Annotated in this window: 11 protein-coding genes and 1 pseudogene; 8 read left to right on the forward strand and 4 right to left on the reverse strand. The window is 70.3% G+C overall.

From position 1 onward, the window contains the following. Window position 1: 1 nt before the first annotated feature. The 5 genes from ACFWDI_RS03680 (at window position 2) to ACFWDI_RS03700 (ending at window position 6,929) form a co-directional block, all read left to right on the forward strand. Window positions 2-319 carry a hypothetical protein gene (locus ACFWDI_RS03680; protein ID WP_385301093.1) on the forward strand — a complete coding sequence of 106 codons (318 nt, stop codon included), beginning with the start codon at window positions 2-4 and terminating at the stop codon, window positions 317-319. A gap of 66 nt (window positions 320-385) precedes the next feature. Further along, window positions 386-1,072 carry a FadR/GntR family transcriptional regulator gene (locus ACFWDI_RS03685; protein WP_385301095.1) on the forward strand — a complete coding sequence of 229 codons (687 nt, stop codon included), beginning with the start codon at window positions 386-388 and terminating at the stop codon, window positions 1,070-1,072. Further along, the gene (locus ACFWDI_RS03690) at window positions 1,069-2,475 is read left to right on the forward strand and encodes a hypothetical protein (protein ID WP_385301096.1); all 1,407 of its coding nucleotides are present in this window, start codon (window positions 1,069-1,071) and stop codon (window positions 2,473-2,475) included. The genes ACFWDI_RS03685 and ACFWDI_RS03690 overlap by 4 nt, the downstream gene beginning before the upstream one ends. Next, window positions 2,472-4,307 (forward strand): GMC family oxidoreductase N-terminal domain-containing protein, encoded by a 1,836-nt coding sequence (locus ACFWDI_RS03695; protein WP_385301097.1) that lies wholly within the window; start codon window positions 2,472-2,474, stop codon window positions 4,305-4,307. Before ACFWDI_RS03690 ends, ACFWDI_RS03695 begins: the two co-directional genes overlap by 4 nt. Before the next feature lie 198 nt (window positions 4,308-4,505). Then, window positions 4,506-6,929, forward strand: a complete 2,424-nt coding sequence (locus ACFWDI_RS03700) for a SpoIIE family protein phosphatase (protein ID WP_385301098.1) — start codon at window positions 4,506-4,508, stop codon at window positions 6,927-6,929. A gap of 129 nt (window positions 6,930-7,058) precedes the next feature. Here the strand turns inward: ACFWDI_RS03700 and ACFWDI_RS03705 are convergent, their stop codons facing one another. Both ACFWDI_RS03705 and ACFWDI_RS03710 read right to left on the reverse strand, forming a co-directional pair. Continuing rightward, on the reverse strand, window positions 7,059-10,343 hold the full coding sequence (locus tag ACFWDI_RS03705) for a GH92 family glycosyl hydrolase (RefSeq protein ID WP_385301100.1): 3,285 nt from the start codon (window positions 10,341-10,343) through the stop codon (window positions 7,059-7,061). A gap of 408 nt (window positions 10,344-10,751) precedes the next feature. Beyond that, window positions 10,752-12,125 (reverse strand): hypothetical protein, encoded by a 1,374-nt coding sequence (locus tag ACFWDI_RS03710; RefSeq protein WP_385301102.1) that lies wholly within the window; start codon window positions 12,123-12,125, stop codon window positions 10,752-10,754. A gap of 387 nt (window positions 12,126-12,512) precedes the next feature. Here ACFWDI_RS03710 and ACFWDI_RS03715 point away from each other — a divergent pair. The 3 genes and pseudogenes from ACFWDI_RS03715 to ACFWDI_RS03725 all read left to right on the forward strand — a co-directional run. Next, a pseudogene (locus tag ACFWDI_RS03715) lies at window positions 12,513-12,653 on the forward strand (DUF664 domain-containing protein); the annotation flags it as partial. A gap of 453 nt (window positions 12,654-13,106) precedes the next feature. Next, the gene (locus ACFWDI_RS03720; RefSeq protein WP_385301103.1) at window positions 13,107-15,512 is read left to right on the forward strand and encodes a SpoIIE family protein phosphatase; all 2,406 of its coding nucleotides are present in this window, start codon (window positions 13,107-13,109) and stop codon (window positions 15,510-15,512) included. A 97-nt stretch (window positions 15,513-15,609) separates the two neighbouring features. Further along, window positions 15,610-17,829, forward strand: coding sequence for an NADP-dependent isocitrate dehydrogenase (locus tag ACFWDI_RS03725; protein ID WP_385301104.1), 2,220 nt, complete (start codon window positions 15,610-15,612; stop codon window positions 17,827-17,829). A gap of 307 nt (window positions 17,830-18,136) precedes the next feature. Here the strand turns inward: ACFWDI_RS03725 and ACFWDI_RS03730 are convergent, their stop codons facing one another. Beyond that, window positions 18,137-18,433, reverse strand: a complete 297-nt coding sequence (locus tag ACFWDI_RS03730) for a hypothetical protein (RefSeq protein WP_385301105.1) — start codon at window positions 18,431-18,433, stop codon at window positions 18,137-18,139. A 127-nt stretch (window positions 18,434-18,560) separates the two neighbouring features. Continuing rightward, window positions 18,561-19,178, reverse strand: coding sequence for a TetR/AcrR family transcriptional regulator (locus ACFWDI_RS03735; RefSeq protein ID WP_385301106.1), 618 nt, complete (start codon window positions 19,176-19,178; stop codon window positions 18,561-18,563). Window positions 19,179-19,323 lie beyond the last annotated feature (145 nt).

Below are 19,323 nucleotides of genomic sequence, written 5' to 3' on the forward strand. Positions count from 1 at the left end.
CATGCGGCGGTCAGACGAAGTTGACCTTGGCGCGCCGCAGCAATCCGACGGCCCGGTCAACGGCAAGTTCACCGAGGTCCTGCTGAAGGTATGGGACAACGGGTCGTTCAGCGGCGGATACCGCGCGTTCCACCGCGACATCCTGTGTCGTATGCCGGCGGACCGGAGCCCGAACTTCCACCTGGCCGGCCGGGCGGGCGACGAGTTCGTCGAGCGGCGGCCCTGCACGGTGCGAGCCTCAAGGCTGGGGCCGGGCGGCGCTGAAGTGGGCGCCTCAATCGGGGTATTCGGAAGGGTGACAGCTGAAGCGACTCATTGACTTCGCCCGCCGACGCTGGTTCAGTGGCTCATCCACTGAGCCACTGAACCGCGAAGGAGGGACGACATGGAGGCGCTGCCCCGCGAGACCATCGTCGATGTCCTCGAGACCAGGCTGCGCGAGGACATCCTCGCCGGGCGGCATCCGGCCGGCAGCTATCTGCCGCCGGAGCGCCAACTCGCCGACGGATACGGCGTCACCCGCACCACCCTCAAGCACGCCTTCGGCCGCCTCGTCCAGGCCGGACTGCTGGAGACGCGCCACGGAGTGGGCACACGGGTACGCGACTATGCGCGGCTCGGCGGGGCCGATCTGCTGCCCATGCTGGTACGGCACAGTCCCGACTGGATAGACGAGATCTTCGAAGTGCGGCGCAGTATCGGTGCGTTGATCGCCGAGCGGGCAGCGGTCCGCGCCACCGAAGAGCACCGGGCCGAGCTGCGCGCCCTGCTGGCGGCGGTACGGATGGCCGACGGCGGGGACGCGGTGCAGCTCGCCGACGTCGAGGTACACCGCGCGCTGGCCCGCGCCACCGGGAATCGCGTGTACGTGCTGTTGACCAACACTCTCTTCAACGCCTATCTGCCGGTGCGGGCCGCCCTCGTGGGCCCTTTCACCAGCCCCGATGCCGCACACGCCAGGCTGGAACCCGTGGTCGAAGCCGTGGCGGCGGGTGACGAGAGCACCGCGCGGCGAGCCGCGGAGACCTATCTGACAGCAACGGAGCGGATCATGCTGGAGGGCCTCGTATGAGTACACGTACGCGCAGGGCAACCAGGGGCACCGCGTTCCGGGAGACCATGCTCGGCACGGTCAGGCTCGAGGGGGAGGAGCGGGCCCGCGCCGTCCGCCTCGACCTGAGCGCCGAGGCGGATCGCGTGCTGCGCCCCCGTGGCACGACCGAGGCGCGGATCACCGGTCGGATACGCATCGCCGGATGGGCCGACGACCCGTGTGCCGAGGGCGAGTTGGAGATATCACCGCTGGCCGGACGGCGCATCCGCTACCGGATCTCCTTCACGGCCGGCGATCGCCGACTCACCTTCGACGGCTGGAAGTCCGTGACGCCACGCAGGCCGCTGAGGTCGATGACCGTGCTGCCGTTCACGCTGTACGAGGAGGGAGAACAGGCCGGCGAAGGCACCCTGCGCTTCCCCGTGACGACGGGGCTCGTGCCCTTCCTCGCGAGCTTCCGTTTCCCGCGGCAAGAGGACGCGGGTGCGTACCTGGCGCCGCGCTGGAACGGCGAGTCGGGCCGCACCGAAGTCTGGTACACGACCTTGACCGATCCGGCGACCGGCACCGGGCTGTGGCTGCACCATGAGCTCACCGCGCCCGCGGACGGATCCGAGGCGTTCGCCCACGGCTGGGCCGCGGTGTTCCCCAAGGACGGTCCGGTACGGCACGCCCGCTTCGGCCCCGCGAAATGGACCGGGACCGGGGACGGGTTCACCGCGGACGGCGTGTCTGCCGGGCCCGGACGGCTCTCCGGCTCGGCGGGCGCGTTGCGCTGGGATCTGACCGAACAGGCCAAGGGGGCGCCATTGTTCACCTTCCCCCGCTGGTCCTGGCGCCGACCTCTGCTGCCGGCCGCACAGATGCTGCCGGCCGCGCGGGCCTCGTACGGCGGGACATTCTCGTACGAGAACACGACGCTGACCCCCGTCGGCGCGCCCGGGGCCTCCGCCCGGATCTACGGCCACGGCAACGCGCGCCGCTGGGCCTGGCTGCACGCGGATCTCGGCGCGGGCGATGTGCTGGAGATCGTGGCAGCGGTCTCCATGCGGCCCGGACTGCGCAGGCTGCCACCGCTGGTCTTTCTGCGTCTGCGCAGGGGCGGCCGTACCTGGCCGCGGCGGGCCGAGCGCACGGCGGTCGGCTGGGCCGGATTCGGGCGGTTCCGCTCCGCCATCGGGTTGCCCACCTGGACGGTGACCGGACGCGCGGGCCTGCGCCGCATCCGCGTCGAGGTCACCCAGCCCGAGGACCGCACACTCGCGCTCGACTACACCGACCCCGACGGCTCTCACGCGATCTGCCGCAACAGTGAAAGCGCCGACGCGCACATCCTGTTGCAGCGCTGGTGGGGCGGCTGGCGCACCGAGGCCGAGTGGACCTTGGCGGGCACGGCGCACGCGGAGGTGGGCACGCGATGAGGCTCGACGGTCTCGTGGCCGCGCTCATCGCCGACGACGGCACCGCGGACTGGCCCGCCCGGGTCCCCGGCAGGCTGGAAGCTGTCATCGGCTCGATGCCCTCGCCGGCCCGTGCCGGGGTACGGGCGGCGGCGGGCGCCGTCGACGCGTATGCCGTGGTACGGACCGGACGCAGGCTCGCCACTCTCACCGCCGCGGAGCGAGAGACCGTGCTCGGCTCCCTCGGTGCGCGCCCCGCACTCCTGCCCCTCCTCGACGTACTCAAGGTGCCGGTCCTGCTTGCTGCCGGAACCGAGCGCATGCTCGAACACGGCCCACGCGCACCTGCGTTGGCGCGCGAGGATCCACCGCTCGACTGCACACCGTCCCTCGACTGGCCGGCGCGCTCCACCGCCGACGCCGTGGTCATCGGCTCCGGCGCGGGCGGCGCCATGGCCGCACGGACCCTGGCCCGGGCGGGTCTCCGCGTCGTCGTACTCGAAGAAGGGCAGCACCACTCCACGGCGTCCTTCGGGCGGCGCACCCCGCTCGACCGATTCGCCGAGCTCTACCGGGACGGCGGGGCCACTGTCGCCGTGGGCAGTCCACCGCTGCTGCTTCCGGTGGGCCGGGCGGTCGGCGGTACGACGGTCGTCAACTCCGGGACCTGCTACCGCACTCCGGACCATGTCCTGGCGCGCTGGACGGGCGACTTCGGGTTCGCGCTCGCCGAGCGCTTCGGCCCGTACCTCGGCGAGGTCGAACGCACGCTGCGGGTGGCCACCCAGCCGCTGGACGTCCTCGGCAACAACGGCCGGCTCGCGCTCGCCGGGGCCGAGCGCCTCGGCTGGCGGGCCGCGCCCCTGCGTCGCAACGCGACCGGCTGCAAGGGATCCTGCCAGTGCGTGGTGGGCTGTCCGACCGGCGCCAAACAGAGCGTGCAGCCTTCGGTCCTGCCCGATGCCTGCGCCGCAGGAGCCCGCATCGTCACCGGCGCGCAGGCCCGGCGCGTCCTGGTCGACGCCGGCCGTTCTGGCGGCCCGCGCGCGGCGGGCGTCCTCGTACGACGGGAGAACGGCAGCGAATTCGAGATCCTTGCCCCGCTGATCGTCGTCGCCGCAGGTGCCCTGCAGTCCCCGCCCCTGCTGCGCCGCTCGGGCCTCGGCCGGCATCCGAGGCTCGGCCGCAACCTCAGCGTCCACCCGGCGACCAGCGTCGCCGGCCGGTTCGCCGAGCCGGTTACCGCCTGGGAGGGAGTGCTGCAGAGCGTCGGTGTGGAGGAGCTGCACGGCGACGGTGTACTGATCGAGGCCACCGCGACCCCGCCGGGTATGGGCTCCTTCGTACTGCCGGGTCTGGGCAGCGAGTTGCGGCGCGAACTGGAGAGCGCCGACCGGCTCGCCACGCTCGGAGCGATGATCGCCGACCATCCGTCCGGGCGCGTACTGGGCCGGGAGCGAACACTGCTCCGCTACGACCTGGACCGGCGCGACGGGGGCCGTTTGATGCGTGCCGTACGCGCCATGGGGCAACTCCTCTTCGCGGCGGGCGCGGAAGAGGTCCTCACCGGCATCCCCACCGCGCCTCGCGTCCGCACCCTGTCCGAACTGGACGAGACCCTCGCACAGGTGGGCCCGCGCCGGCTGCACCTGTCCGCGTACCACCCCACGGGCACAGTGTCCGCAGGCGCCGACGCGCAGCGCTTCCCGGCCGACCCCGCCGGGCGGCTGCGCGGCGTGCACGGAGTGCTGATCGCGGACGGCGCGGTGCTGCCGGGCTGCCCCGAGGTCAATCCGCAGCTGAGCATCATGGCCGCGGCGCTGGCGGTCGCCGAGGGCCACCTGGAGGGGTGACGGGCCCACCCGTTGTGCGGCTGCTCGGGTCGCTTCCGCGAGCGTCGTGCGCCCCGACGGTTGCCCACCGCCGGCCTGCCTCCCGCAGCAAGGGGTGGGACGGATGCCTGGAGATGCCCCTCTGCCGGGCCCACTGCGCTTGTGCCGGTGCCGGTCAGGGCGGATTCTGGAGGCAATGAACCGGGCTTGTGTGGCGCCATGAGCGCGTGGAGCGCGGCAAAAACTGCCGATTTCCGTGGCCCGCTCGACGTCGCGAGGGCTGCCACGGTGGTACTCGATGCCCAGGACACGGTCATCGGATGGAGCCGCGCAGCCGAGGTTCTCCTCGGCTACCCGCAGAACGAGATCGTCGGACGGCCGCTGGCCACGTTCCTGTCGCCACGGCAGGCCTCCGAAAGCACTGCGGATCAGGAGTCCGCCCTGGCCTCGGGCACGCCGCTGAGCGGGAGTGAGATCCGCGTCGCCAAGCACCGGGACGGCCGTAGCCTGCTGGTCGCAACCTTGGTGTGTCCCCTGCCCGGCGCCGGCGCGGCGGCTCGTGTGCTCGTCGCGGCCGAACTGGAGCAGCTACGGCTGTGGGAATCCCGGCTGGCCCTGCTGCACGGCCTGGCCACCCAGTCGCCCGTCGGGCTGGGCATCTATGACACCGATCTGCGCCTGACGTGGTGCAACGCCGCATACGAACGGGAGATCGGGCTGCCGTTCGCCGAGTTTCGCGGCCTGCGGGCCGATGAGATGTACTCCGAGGGGAGGTTTGTTACCAAGGGGTACCCGGACACTCTCGACGCCGTCATGCACCACGTACTCGACACCGGCGAGCCGATCGTCGACCTGCACTTTCGCGGTGAGCCACCCAGCGACCCCGGAAAAGTCCACCTCTGGTCATGCTCCTACTACAGGTTGCAGGACGCCGACGGGCATGTATTCGGATTGTGCGAGGACGCATTCGACATCACTGAGCGCTACGAGGCCCAGCGGCGGCTGGCCCTGCTTGTCGAGGCCGGGCGCGCAGTCGGCACGGCCCTCGATGTGATTGTCACTGCCGAGGAGATCACCGAGGTGGCGGTCCCGGAGTTCGCCGACAGCGTCACGGTCGACCTGGTGAGGGAGGTACTGGAGGGCGAGGTGCCGGCCGCCGACAGCCGGGGGGCACCTGCTCTCGTACGGGCCGCCTCCCGCTCCGCCCCGGCGACGAGCGGGCCGGGCGGTTCCGGCGATCGGGGCGATCCGGAGGAGCCGCGTCAGTCTTCGCCTGTCGCCTACCCGCCTGGTTCGCCGCAGTACCGCGCCCTCTCCTCCGGCGGGCTCACGCTGGTGGACGACACCTTGGTTGTGCCGTTGCGGGCAGGCGGCGACACGCTGGGACTCATCACTTTCCTCCGCAGTGCCCCGTTGGCCACGTTCGAGAGCGGCGAGGTCGCACTCGCCGACGAGCTGGCGGCCCGTACGGCGGTGTGCATCGACAACGCCCGGCGCTTCACCCGTGAACGCACGGCCTCACTCGCCCTGCAGCGCCACCTTCTGCCGCAACATCTGCCGCAGCCGTCGGCGGTCGACCTGGCGCATCGCTATCTGCCTACGGACAACCTGACAGGGGTCGGCGGCGACTGGTTCGACGTCATCGCGCTTTCCGGAACCCGGGTGGGACTCGTCGTCGGGGATGTGGTCGGCCACGGCCTGCAGGCCGCGGCCACCATGGGACGGCTGCGCACCACCGTACGCGCGCTCGCACAGCTGGACCTGGCCCCGGACGAACTGCTCATGAGACTCGACAATCTGGTGGGCACGGCGGCGGAGGAACAGTCGGAAGCACTCGGCACGCTCGCCGCTCATGAGGACGACGCCACCGGGGCGACCTGTCTCTACGTGGTCTACGATCCGGTCTCGCGACGCTGCAGCATGGCCCGGGCGGGGCACCTGCCGCCGGTGGTGGTGGACCCCGACGGCCGCGTGTCCTTCCCGGATCTGCCGGCCGGGCCGCCGCTGGGGCTCGGCGGCCTGCCGTTCGAGTCCATGGAGATCGAGCTGCCGGTGGGCAGCCTGTTGGCCCTCTTCACCGACGGCCTGGTCGAAACCCGCGACCGCGACGTCGATCAGGGGCTCGACAGCCTGGGACGGGTGCTCGGCGACCTCGGCGGGTCACTGGATGAACTGTGCGACCGCGTAATGTCGGGACTCCTGCCGGACGGTACGACAGAAGACGACGCGGCACTGCTGATCGTCCGTACCCGTGAACTCGACGCCGGGCAGGTGGCCGAATGGGAGCTGCCCGCCGAACCGGTCGCAGTGGGCCATGCCCGGGAGCTTGCCACCGGACAGCTTCACGAATGGGGCCTGGAAGAGCTGTCGTTCTCGACCGAGCTCGTCGTCAGCGAGCTGGTCACCAATGCGATCCGGCATGCGGACGGCCCGTTGCGTCTGCGTCTCATCCGTGATCGCACGCTCGTATGCGAGGTCGCGGACACCGGCCACACCTCGCCACACCTGCGCCACAGCGCGGAGGACGACGAGGGCGGGCGGGGGCTGTTCATCGTCGCGCAGCTTGTTCACCGATGGGGCACGCGTTACACCGAGTCCGGGAAGACCATCTGGACGGAACAGACGTTTCCTTCGGAGGGATGAGGGGCCGGGCGGGGCTGTTGCACCGTACAGTCGCCCCGCCCGAGAAGGGGCGGGGCGACTGCTGTGTGGTTGCGCGGCCGGGCACCACGCCCGGCGGACATCGGCGGGCGGGCAGCCCTGTCAGGCATGTCAGCCCAGCGCCACCGTGAACACATGGATGTTCTGGTTCTCCGGCAGTGTCACGCTCCTGATGGTCTTGCCGGAGGGCGCGTGGAAGGACTTGGTGGCGAAGATGTAGGCGTCCACCACGTCCTTGTCGCCGCCGCTGACATTGCGGTACGGGGTCCTGGCGACGGTCTCGTTCCCGTACTGGACCGTGCCGCCCCCGCCGCCGACCGTCCAGTCGGTGAAGGAGAGATCGGCTGTGCCCGAACTGCCGTCGGTGTACGTCACCTTCGCCGTCGCCGCCTGGTTGCCGTTGACGGCGCTGCCGAGGAAGGAGAGCGCGGCAGGCGTGCCGGCGAGGTCGATCGTCTGGCCGGTGGCCGAGGCGTTGTCGGGGCGGGCCACTGGTGATGCGGGCCACGTGAACTCAAGGCCCTGGGTGGTGCCCTTGGCGCCCGGCGCGAGTCCGGCGCCGGTGAGTGCCTGGCGCGAGTAGCTCCAGCCGCCGCCGTCGTAGTCGGCTTCGTCGTGCTCGCCCGCATCGTCGGAGGCGCCGGCGTTGTTGTACGCGGCGAGCAGACTGCCGGGCTTCGCGACAGTGAGCGTGACGGGCTGCTTCACGGCCGGGCCACCGTGACTTGTGACGGCCACCTCGGCATCGTAGAAGCCTTCCGCCGTCCGCTCTCCTGCCGTCAGCTCGATCTCGGCCGTTCCTTCCGGCCCGACCGTGCCGGAGGCGGGCGAGGCGGTGAGTCCGGCCGGCGCGGTCACCTTGAAGCCCACCTCTGGTCCCTCGCCTGAACTCACCTGTACAGCCGCGACCTTGATGGTCAGTGAGCCGCCGGGAGCGATGGTCCCGGTGGTCGGTCCGACGCCGATCTGGTAGGGCTGCTCGCCGGTGCGGAACGACGGCGGGGCGCTGTCGGCGGCCGAACCCCAGGAGCGGTTGGGCTCCTTGCCGAGGGTGTAGTCGAGGCTCCCGCCACGAGCGACGAGAGAGGCGGGCAGCCACGGCCTGTCGCTCGTCGCGCCGTTGAGCTTCAGCGACTGGACATACGGGGCGTCGGCGGCCGCGCCCGGTGCCCTCACGGTGATGTCACGATGGCCGCGCTCGATCTGGATGCGCGGGAACAGCGGTGACGACAGGACGAGTTCGGCGCGCGATGGCACCTGCGGGTACATGCCCATCGCGGAGAAGACGTACCAGGAGGACATGGCGCCGAGATCGTCGTTGCCCGGAATGCCCTCGGGCGCCGTGGACCACAGTTTCCGCATCGCGGCCCGTACGGTCTCCTGCGTCTTGTACGGCTGGCCTGCGTACGCGTACAGGTAGGGCACGTTGATGGACGGTTCGTTGTCCATCTCGGACTTGTCGCCGCCGCTGCCGGTGAAGGCCCAGCTGCCGTCGGAGTTGTGGAAGAAGGAGTCCAGGCGCTTTACGGCCCGGTCCTTGCCGCCCATCGCCGCGAAGAGACCCGCGGCATTGTGCGGGACCATCCAGGTGTACTGGGCCGCGGTGCCCTCGACGAAGCCATTGCCGGTGGCCGGTGTGAAGCCGGTGACCCAGCTGCCGTCGGACTTGCGGTTGGCGATGTATCCGCCGGTCGGGTCGGCGGCGGCGTTGAAGTTGTTCTGCCACCACTGGGCACGCTCGGCGAACGTCGTCGCCGTCTTCTTCCTGCCTGCCGCGGTGGCGAGCTGGGAGAGGGCGAAGTCGGCGCCGGAGATCTCCAGGGTCTCGGCCGCGCCGCCCCAGGCATTCGAGACGGACGGCATGTAGTGGCCGGCCAGGTACTTGTCGAGGGACGGCCGCTGGCCCACCGACAGGATCGGCTTTCCGGCCGGGCTGAGGTCCTTCTCGGTCGGAACGGTCGCTGCCTTGACCAGCGAGTCCAGTGCTCCTCCCAGGTCGAAGCCGTCGCCGCCGAAGGCGTGGATGCCGGCGAGGGCGGCGGGCGACGGGTCTCCGTTCATGACGTGCGTACCGCCGGAGTTGTGGATCCACCGGTCCCACAGGCCGCCGTTCTGGCGGGCGAGGTTGTACAGCGACTGGGCGATGTCCGAGCCGGTGTGCGGCTTGATGAGCGTCAGCAGCTGGAGCTGCGAGCGGTAGACGTCCCAGCCCGAGAAGGTGCCGTACTGGGCCTTCTGCCTGCCTCCTACCGTGTGGACCTTGCCGTCGCTGCCCGCGTACCGCCCGTCGGAGTCGTTGACGACGTTGGGGTGCAGGAGGGCGTGGTAGAGCGCGGTGTAGAAGGTCGTGCGGTCGGTGTCGGCGCCGCCACCGACGCGGATGGCGGAGAGTTCGCGACGCCAGGCGTCGCGCGCGGCCCGCCGTACGTCGTCGAAGGAGCGGGCCGGCGGGTTCTCGGCGGCGAGATTGGCCTCGGCACCCTTCTGGTCGACATAGGAGATCGCCACCTTCACGCCGACGGGGTCCTTGCCGGGCGCGAACTGAACGTATCCGCCCGAGCCCTTGCCCGCGACAGGGCGGCCGTCGGTGCCGAAGCCGCCCGTCCCGCCGTCGGCCGTGGTGACGCCCGGCTTCAACTCGCCGTCCTTCCAGGTCCCGTGGGACGTGAAGGCGCGGTCGAAGGTGGCGGTGAAGTGGACTGTGTAGTAGCTGCGGCGCCCCTCGGGATCGAGGTATCCGCAGAAGTTGCCGCTGGTGACCGAGCCGGAGACGGTGCGGCGCTGCGGATCGATGTCGATCCGCGCGTCCGTGGAGCCGACCTCGGAGTTGGCGCTGCGGATGAGGAGCGAGGCCGCCTTGTCCTCGGGGAAGGTGAAGCGGCCGGAGCCGGTACGGGTGGTGGCGGTCAGGTCGGCGGTGACGCCGGACTTCAGCGCGACCTTGTAGTGGCCGGGTTCGGCGGTTTCGTCGGCGTGGCTGAAGTCGGACGCGTACACCGCGTCCTTGGTGTCCGCGGCGGGGGAGGAGGTGACCTCGCCCGCGTACGGGAAGAACGGGATGTCGCCGGAGCCGCCCGCGCAGCCGGTGCCGGACATATGGGTCAGGCTGAAGCCGCGGATGCGAGTGGCGTCGTACTGATAACCGCCCGGAGCGGCAGTGCGGGTGGCGTTTCCGCGGGTGTTCTCGGGACTCCAGGAGAGCATCCCCTGCGGGAGAACGGCGCCGGGAAAGGTGTTGCCGCCGTTCCTGCTGCCGATCAGCGGGTTGACGTAGGCGGTCGGATCACTGACGAGGGGCAATGCCGTGTCCGCCGCCGCGGGAGCGGCGAGCGCGGGCACGGTGAGCCCCACGGTCAGCGCCACGGCCGCGAAGGCGGCCGGGAGCTTCAAGGGCATGGCGGTCCTGCCTTGTCGGAAGGGCCACGCACGACGGGTCGAACAAGCCGGAGGGGACCGTACCGCACATCCCACGCATCCCGTAAGGGCACCCTCGCCCCGTGTACTCAACACGCTGAGCCCCCGCTTCCGAACACCCTTGACGACACTGTGCGGTTGGCGCTCTACTGATCGGCATCTCCCGATTGACAACGTTGTCGCGCTGCGGCGGGTCGAACAAGCCCAAGCCCGTCCAAGGTCGGCAACACAGAGGGGCGCGTCATGAAGTGGCCCTCACCCGCCACGACGCCGAGCGCTGACCGGGCGCTCGGCCGGTTGCTTGTGCCGTCGCTGGAAGCGGAATCGCGATGGAGCAGAGAGCCCCTGCCGAATTCCTCGGCAGGGGCTCCCGGTTGCTGGTGCCGGACGTCAGGCCACTGCGCCCCCGCCGTGTGCCAGCGGCCACTCCCGGTGCAGGCTGCCCAGGGGGATGCGGTGCTGGAACACGGGCGTACCGAAGATGGACAACTGCAGTTGCAGCCATCCCGTCAGATCCACCCCGCCGTAGATCTTCCAGCTTCCCGCGACGGTTCCCGGTGTCGCGACAGCGGTGGCCTCGCCTCGCAGATAGGGGGCGAGATCGGCGGTGACGCCGACCGCGCCGTACAGGCCGACCGTGGCCTCGGCGCCGAGGGCGGCCTTCACATTGCCGGCCGCGGTCACCTTCGCCCGTACCGGGGTACCGGTCATGTCGGAGGTACTGACAGGCTTCCATCCGCCCGACTTCGAGTAGCTGCCGCCGATCCGGAAGCCACCCTTGAGGTCCTGCTTGATGTCGACGGTGACGGTGCCGTCCGCGGCCACCTGGGCGTACGCCGTGAGGTCGAGATTCACCACCACCGGCACGGGCCCGACCTGGATCACGGGATCGGCGTGCAGCTTGGCGAACGGAATCCGTACCGGCTTGCCGCCGGCGACGGCTTTGCCCTTCAGCTGCCACTGCGACGTCCAGTCACCGCTCAGTCCCAGGAAGGCGGCGTCCGGTGTGAGGACGGAGGACCCGTCGTACGAGAACTCGACCGCGGGTGCCAGCTGCACATAGCCGGCGACCGACGCCGCCCCCGCCACGGGAGCGCCCTCGGTGACCGGCAGCGGAACCGACGCTCCGACATCGATCCGCAGGCTTCCGAGCGGCAACTTCGCACCCTGGGGGCCGACATGGATGTTCCCGGCCTTCGCCCAGGAGACCTTTACTCCCTGGACCAGCGGCTCGACGTCGACGGTCGCCGGATCGACCGGGACCGTGCCCTGTGCCTTGTCGTCACCGAGCAGCGCGCTGAGCTTCGCGGGCTCAGTCCTGACTTCGGTGCCCTTGTCGGTCTTCCCGGCCACGTCGGTGACCTTGGCGAGCAGCCCGTCGGGCGCTCCCGGTGCGGGACCGCTGGCGATGACGTCGCCGATGGCGGGAGTGTTCTTGGCGGGTTTGGCCCCTGAAGGGGCTTTCTCCGCGCTGGATATGACAGCCCGTCGACTGGCGCGGTCGTAGGAGGCGACCTTCAGCGGCGACTTCTTCGCCTTCCCGCCGCCGCCTGCCCGCGCGACGGCGGTCGGCTTCCCCTCGGGCACCCCGGCCACGGCAAGCTGCCGCGAGGGGCTGGGGGCCGGGTTCGGGATGCTGGTGGGGTGCTGGGCGCCGGCGGCCGCGGCGGGTGGTGTCCCGGTCCCGGCCGAACAGCCGGTTGCGAGCAGGGAAATGGAGGCCAGAGTCAGTAAAACGACATGTCTGGCAGGGAGCTTACGCACGTAGGAATCCTCGGAGCGTGTGTTGGGGGAGACGCGCAACAGGGGAAGGACTCACCTGTACCAGTGAGTAACAACTGGCCGTACGATCCCACACGCATCAGGGCCACAGCGGAGATTCCTGGGAATCCAGGGGATGACCTGGATCACATCGCCGCCCCGCGAACTGCCGTGCGCACGAAGGCCACTTCGGGCGGTGCGGGAACACGGCATCCCGCTCGATCGGCCGGAGCGGCGAATGGAATCGCGTCAACTGCGGTCGCGAGAGTGGACAGGGTACATCCGTATCCCTCAACGACCCTTGATGCAAGGGCGGTTGTGTGCTTGGCGCTTGCCGATGAGGTGTCGCCCGGGCTGACCGAAGCGCCGGAAAACCTGTGGCGGACCCCGCCCGATCTCGATGGCACCGGTACCAACGGCCAGGAGTCGATCTCGCCCCGCGAGGTCCTGGTGCACATGAGCGAGGAGTACGCCCGGCACAACGGCCACGCCGACTTTCTGCCTGGGCGGATCGACGGAAGCGTGGGTCAGTGGGCGTCGGGCCGGTTCGGCGCCCCCGACGGGAACCAGCCACATCACGGAGACCGCCGCACCGTTCCCGAGCACGCTCGAGGCGCAGTCGTCGTCGAAGCGGACCGGGACCGCCGCCGGCGCCCGCTTCGCGCCGGTCTGCCACAAACCTGCTGCGGCCCTGGCGTCGGCCGGACCGCCGTGGAACAGGGCGGGCGCCCGGTCGCACGAGACCAGAGCTGCGGAACACACGTAGAAGCCCGCACGCGGCGCCCGCCTTCCCTAGGCTGGAAGTGACAGGTCCCAGATGCGTGACGAGGTGGGTGTGCCTCCTCGGAGGGCGGCTCGCTCTGCGAAGACCGGTCGGATGCGAGGGAAGATGAGACGTCCGGCGATGGAGCCACCGAGCCCACGGGTTCACCTCGTGGGCCGGGCGAAGCGTGTCCGCGCCCGGCGACCGGGGCGCTGGGGACTGTGAGAGAGCGGATCCGGGTCTTCGGTGGGGCGGTGCTGGCCGCTGTCTATGTGCTGGGCAAGAGGAACGACAGTCTGGAGCTTGCGGAGTCGGCGGGAGGGTCCGGCGCCCTGTACGGGCTGTCGCCCAGCTATCCTCTCTCCGGTCGTTCTCCGGTGGCGGACGCCTTCCACACCGGCCGCCCCCTGTGGCTGAACGCGGCGGGGATCGCCGCCTACGGCGAGAACCCCCCGGAGATCCTGCCCGCCAACATCTCGCTGGGCGCACTGCCGCTCGGTGCGAACGGCATTCCGCTGGGCTGTCTGGTTGTCGTGGACGACGTCGCGGACGGCTTCGACGCCGACCGGCGCAACTTTCTGGAGCTCTACGCCGACCAGGTCACCGCATGGCTCGAAGCAGGCGGTGAACCTGACTCCCGCACCGGCCGCACGGGGCCCCGGCCGATGCTGGGCCCCGCCCTGGACCGCTTCTGCGTCGGCTCGTTCACCCTGCTCCTGAGCACGGGGCGGATCGACGTGGACGCCCGGGTGCTCAACCTGGTCGACATCGCGCGGGACGACTTCGACGGACGTCTGGAGACACTGCTGGCGCACACCGTCCCCGACGATCTGCCCGCGCTGATGTCCGTCGTCGAGCCGGGCCACATAACCGCCGGTGGCCGGGAACTCGAGTTCCGCATCCGCCGCCCCAACGGCGAGCTGCGCTGGCTGCGCCTGCGGTACCGGGTGCTGGCGGACAGCGAAGGCAGACCGGAGCGGGTGCTCGGAGTGGTCGCCGACGCCTCGCATCTGCGGCCCACCGCCGACGAGGTCTCCAGGGTGCAGCGACTGTCCGTCGCGCTGGCCGGTGCGATGACTGTCCGGGACGTCAGCAGGGCGGTGGTCGTCGCCCTGCGTGACCCGCTGGAAGCAGATCGGGTGGCTCTTGCCGAGCTGGAGGGCGACCGGTTGGTGGTCACAGTCCTCGATCCACCGGAACCCGATGCCTGGCCGGGGCTCTGGCGGTCCGAATGGCGGTCCGAGTGGCCCGATGCGCCCGCGGGCGCGCTGCCCACTCTGGAGGCCGCGGTGCGCGAGGGCCGCATGAGCCTGTGGACGGCGGGTTCCACCCTTGAACCGGGCCTCAGGGGCGTGGGCCCCGGTGGTCTCGCCGTTCTGCCGCTCCCGGCCGAAGGCCGGGTGGTCGGCGCGTGCCTGGTCGGATGGGACGAGCCGCACGCGTTCGGCCCCGAGGAGCGGTACCTGCTCACCGCGACCGCGGGCCTGGTGGGACAGGCCCTGGTGCGCGCCCGTGCGCTCGACGCCGAGCACGAGCTCGCCACCATGCTCCAGCGCAGCCTGCTGCCCCGTAAGCTCCCGCAGCTGTCCGGCGCGGTGGCCGTCGCCCGCTATCTGCCGGCGACGGTGGGACTGGCGGTGGGCGGCGACTGGTACGACGTGATCCCGCTCTCCGAGAACCATGTGGCGCTGGTCGTCGGGGATGTGCAGGGGCACAACGCGGGTGCCGCGACGATCATGGGCCAGATGCGTACGGCGATCAGGGCCTATGCCGTGGAGGGCCATCCGCCCGACGTGGTCGTCTCCCGCGCCAATCGCCTGCTTGTCGGCATGGAGACCGACCTCTTCGCCACCTGCTGCTATGTCGCCATCGACATGGAGGAGGGCACCGCCTGGTGCGTCCGGGCGGGGCATCTCCCGCCGTTGCTTCGTATCCCGGGCGGCGGTACCGGGGAGGTGGAGATCGAGGGTGGGCCGCCGCTGGGCGTGGTGGCGGAGGCAGAGTTCCCGATGACCACGGTCGCACTGGTCCCGGGCGCGGTTCTCGCGCTGCTGACGGACGGCCTGGTCGAGTCGTCGAGCCTTCACCTGGACGACGGCATGCGCCGCGTGTGCGACGCACTCTCCACCGCCGATCCGTCCGATGCCGGGCGGATGGCCGACGAACTGCTCGGCGGCGTCAACCGGCGCGACGACGATGTGGCCCTGATGCTCCTGCGCTACGACGGGATAGGGGTTCGGCCGCTCCGGGCGACCTGGACGGTGTGGAGGCTGCCCGACGCGGTCGCGCACGCGCGCCGCTTCACCTCCCGCACACTGCGCTCCTGGAACGTGACGGAAGAGCGCGACGCGATCCTGCTGATCGCCTCCGAGCTGGTCACCAATGCTCTGGTGCACACCCAGGGTCAGGTGCGCCTCGATCTCACATTCACGGGGGAGCGGCTGAGGGTGGCGGTGAACGACTCGTCGCCGCGCGCGCCCGTCAAACCGGCGAGTATGGACTGGGAGGCGACCGGTGGCCGGGGGATCCTGCTTGTCGAGGCGGTGTCGGCGTCGTACGGCTCCGTGCCGCTCGGCGGCGGGAAGCAGGTGTGGGCGGAGGCCGTCCTGCCACGGCGCGAGCTCTGACCGGGGTGTGCGGGTAGGCCAGGGCCCTGTCGAGAGGGGTGCGGTCACGAGATATCTTGATGTCGAGCAATGTTGCAGACGTGGAGCGGAGCACCCGGTGACTGACTCGACCATCATCTATACGCACACTGACGAGGCCCCGGCCCTGGCGACCCATTCGTTCTTGCCTGTGGTCCAGGCCTACGCCTCGACGGCCGGGGTCACTGTGGAGACGCGTGACATCTCGCTCGCGGGGCGCATTGTCGCCAGCTTCCCCGAGCGCCTGGAAGAGGGCCAGCGGGTCGACGACGCCCTCGCCGAGCTCGGCGAGCTGGCCAAGACGCCCGGCGCGAACATCATCAAGCTGCCGAACATCTCGGCTTCGATCCCGCAGCTGAAGGCGGCGATCGCTGAGCTGCAGCAGCAGGGCTACGCGCTGCCGGACTACCCGGACGACCCGAAGTCCGACGAGGACCGTGACGTCCGCGCGCGTTACGACAAGGTCAAGGGCAGTGCCGTCAACCCGGTGCTGCGTGAGGGCAACTCCGACCGCCGTGCCCCGGCGTCGGTGAAGAACTACGCCAAGGCGCACCCGCACAGGATGGGTGCGTGGGTCTCCGACTCGAAGACGAACGTCGCGCACATGGACGCCGACGACTTCCGCTCCACCGAGAAGTCCGCGGTCATCGCCGAGGACGGCTCACTGCGCATCGAGCTGGCGGGGGACGACGGCAGCACCACCGTCCTGCGCGAGTCGGTGCCCGTGCTGGCGGGCGAGGTCGTGGACGCGTCGGTGATGCGGGTGGCGGCGCTGCGTGAGTTCTTCACCGCGCAGGTCGCGCGTGCCAAGGCCGAGGGCGTCCTGTTCTCGGTGCACCTGAAGGCCACGATGATGAAGGTCTCCGACCCGATCATCTTCGGTCACGTAGTACGGGCCTTCTTCCCGAAGACGTTCGCCGAGCACGGCGCGGCGCTCGCCGCGGCCGGACTGAGCCCGAACGACGGGCTCGGTGGCATCCTCAAGGGCCTGGAGTCGCTGCCCGAGGGCGCGGCGATCAAGGCGTCCTTCGAGGCCGAGCTCGCTGAGGGCCCGGCCCTGGCGATGGTCGACTCCGACCGGGGCATCACCAATCTGCACGTACCGAGCGATGTCATCGTCGACGCCTCCATGCCGGCCATGATCCGCACCTCCGGTCACATGTGGGGCCCGGACGGCCAGGAGGCCGACACCCTCGCGGTTCTCCCCGACAGCAGCTACGCAGGCATCTACCAGGTCGTCATCGACGACTGCCGCGCGAACGGCGCCTTCGACCCGTCGACGATGGGCTCGGTGCCCAACGTCGGCCTCATGGCGCAGAAGGCCGAGGAGTACGGCAGCCACGACAAGACCTTCGAGATCCCTGCCACGGGAACGGTGCGGGTCGTCGACGGTGGTGGCAACGTCGTGCTCGAGCAGGCCGTGGGCGCCGGCGACATCTTCCGCATGTGCCAGACCAAGGACCTGCCGATCCAGGACTGGGTCAAGCTCGCCGTCACCCGCGCCCGCGCGACCGGCGCCCCGGCGGTGTTCTGGCTCGACGAGGGCCGCGCGCACGACGCGGTCCTCATTGAGAAGGTCAGGACCTACCTCGCCGAGCACGACACCGACGGGCTGCGGATCGAGATCTTGTCGCCGGTCGACGCGACCGCGTTCTCCCTGGAGCGCATCCGCCGCGGCGAGGACACGATCTCGGTCACCGGCAACGTGCTGCGCGACTACCTGACCGACCTGTTCCCGATCCTTGAGCTCGGCACGAGCGCGAAGATGCTCTCCGTCGTCCCGCTCATGAACGGTGGCGGACTGTTCGAGACCGGCGCCGGCGGCTCCGCGCCCAAGCACGTCCAGCAGCTCGTCAAGGAGAACTACCTGCGCTGGGACAGCCTGGGCGAGTTCCTCGCGCTCGCGGTCAGCTTCGAGCACCTCGCGCAGACGACGGGCAATGCGCGCGCTCAGGTGCTCGCCGACACACTGGACCGGGCGACCGGCGCCTTCCTCAACGAGAACAAGTCGCCCAGCCGCCGGCTTGGTGGCATCGACAACCGTGGGAGCCACTTCTACCTGGCGCTCTACTGGGCGCAGGAGCTGGCGAAGCAGACCGACGACGCCCAGCTCGCGGAGGCGTTCGCCGCCCTCGCCAAGACGCTGAGCGAGCAGGAGCAGACCATCGTCGACGAGCTGATCGCGGTGCAGGGCTCGCCGGTCGACATCGGTGGCTACTACCAGCCGGACGCCTCTAAGGCCTCGGCGGTCATGCGTCCGTCGGCGACCTTCAACCAGGCCCTCGCGATCCTCGGCTGACGCGATGGCTGCGGACGGGTGAGGGGTCCCGGGGCTTGCCACTGCCCATGCGGCGATCGTTGGGCTGAAGCCCGACAAGAGCCTTCGCCACGGAGGCACCCGTCCTTCGCCCGCACCTGTTCCGCCCCGGCCGGCACTTCTGTCCGGCCGGGGCGGTCCCGTCTCTCCGGCCCGTCGTCCGCATCGCGCCCTTCGGCTTCCTCATCCGTGGGCCGCGCTCAACGAGCTCGCGCTGCCGGTCACCAGAACACCCACTGCCGGCCGCCGAGTTGCTGATCCCCACGACCACCAGGTCGCGGACAGGGCATCACTGCACCGAGGTCTGGGGCGGCAGACACGGAACGGTGGCAGCGTCACCGTCCCGCACGGCTTGCACCACGGCGTCATGGAGTGTGCGGCTGTCGCTCTCGGAAGGGCAGGACGTTGGACTGCCCGACATCGTGAACCAGTCCGATGCCCCGCTGAACTGCACAGCGACCCGTGCTTCACCATCCGCCCAGGTGGTATGCACGGTGAGGTCCCCGGTCACCACGCCGACCTCGTCCGTGAGCACCCCTCCGCGCCCTGAGAACACTCCGGTAGTCGTCCACGATGCCCAGCTCATCCTCCCAGCGTCACACTGCCGCCTCGCATGCGCGACTCGTTGCCCCGCCGGGCTGTGAGGGCGCGACGGCCCGGCAGCCGACCAATTCCGGAAACTCCCGCAACTGCGGGTCCTTCGTCGGGCGCGGTCAGCGGCCGGCGGTGATGGCCGCCACGATGGCCTTGACGAGGCGTGCGACGTAGCCGTCGTCCGTCGGCCCGCCGGCGGCCAGCATGCGGAAGTACAGCGGGGCACCGAAGAGGTCGATGGCGAGGCTCGTGTCGATGTCGGGCGGCAGTTCGCCACGCTCCGTCGCCCGGCGCAGGAGCGTCGCGACGGCTGCGCGACGGGGCTCGAGGACCGCCTGATGAAGGGCCTCGTGCAGGGTATTTTTGCGAGCCGACTCGGCCAGCAGATCAGGGATGATCCGGCCCACCAGCGGATGCCGCAGCGCGTCCATGGTCTCCCTGATGAACCTCTCGACATCGCCACTCAGCGACCCCGAGTCCGTCGTGGTGGGGATGTGTTCGGCGGCCATCTCGGACACAAGGTCCACCACCATCGCCTCTTTGGAAGGCCAGCGGCGGTAGAGCGCGGCCTTGCCGACGCCCGCGCGGCGGGTCACGGCTTCCATGGACATACGGGCATACCCGGTCTCCGCCAGCTCCTCGAACATGGCCCGTCGGATCGTCTGCGTCACGGACTCCCGGAGGAGGGCGGCGCCGGTGGCAGGGCGGACGAGATCGCCGGCAGGGCTTGTGTCCATGATCGGAGATTAGCACGGAACGGAACGGTTGCGTTCCGTCAATTCCCGGTGTACGTTCCGCGCAATGCTCCGGAACGGTGCCGTTCCGTTCCGCTGGGAGGGGTTCTGATGAAGTTCCTTTTCGACGACAAGGCGTTGTCCGACC

It is taken from the genome of Streptomyces sp. NPDC060064 (genome assembly GCF_042736455.1).
GTDB lineage: Bacteria > Actinomycetota > Actinomycetes > Streptomycetales > Streptomycetaceae > Streptomyces.

Excerpts from the sequence above, each read along its gene's own strand:
- ACFWDI_RS03685 (WP_385301095.1), top strand. The coding sequence starts at position 386 with ATGGAGGCGCTGCCCCGCGAGACCATCGTCGATGTCCTCGAGACCAGG.
- ACFWDI_RS03730 (WP_385301105.1), bottom strand. The coding sequence starts at position 18,433 with ATGAGCTGGGCATCGTGGACGACTACCGGAGTGTTCTCAGGGCGCGGA.
- ACFWDI_RS03695 (WP_385301097.1), top strand. The coding sequence starts at position 2,472 with ATGAGGCTCGACGGTCTCGTGGCCGCGCTCATCGCCGACGACGGCACC.
- ACFWDI_RS03700 (WP_385301098.1), top strand. The coding sequence starts at position 4,506 with ATGAGCGCGTGGAGCGCGGCAAAAACTGCCGATTTCCGTGGCCCGCTC.
- ACFWDI_RS03690 (WP_385301096.1), top strand. The coding sequence starts at position 1,069 with ATGAGTACACGTACGCGCAGGGCAACCAGGGGCACCGCGTTCCGGGAG.
- ACFWDI_RS03680 (WP_385301093.1), top strand. The coding sequence starts at position 2 with ATGCGGCGGTCAGACGAAGTTGACCTTGGCGCGCCGCAGCAATCCGAC.
- ACFWDI_RS03735 (WP_385301106.1), bottom strand. The coding sequence starts at position 19,178 with ATGGACACAAGCCCTGCCGGCGATCTCGTCCGCCCTGCCACCGGCGCC.
- ACFWDI_RS03705 (WP_385301100.1), bottom strand. The coding sequence starts at position 10,343 with ATGCCCTTGAAGCTCCCGGCCGCCTTCGCGGCCGTGGCGCTGACCGTG.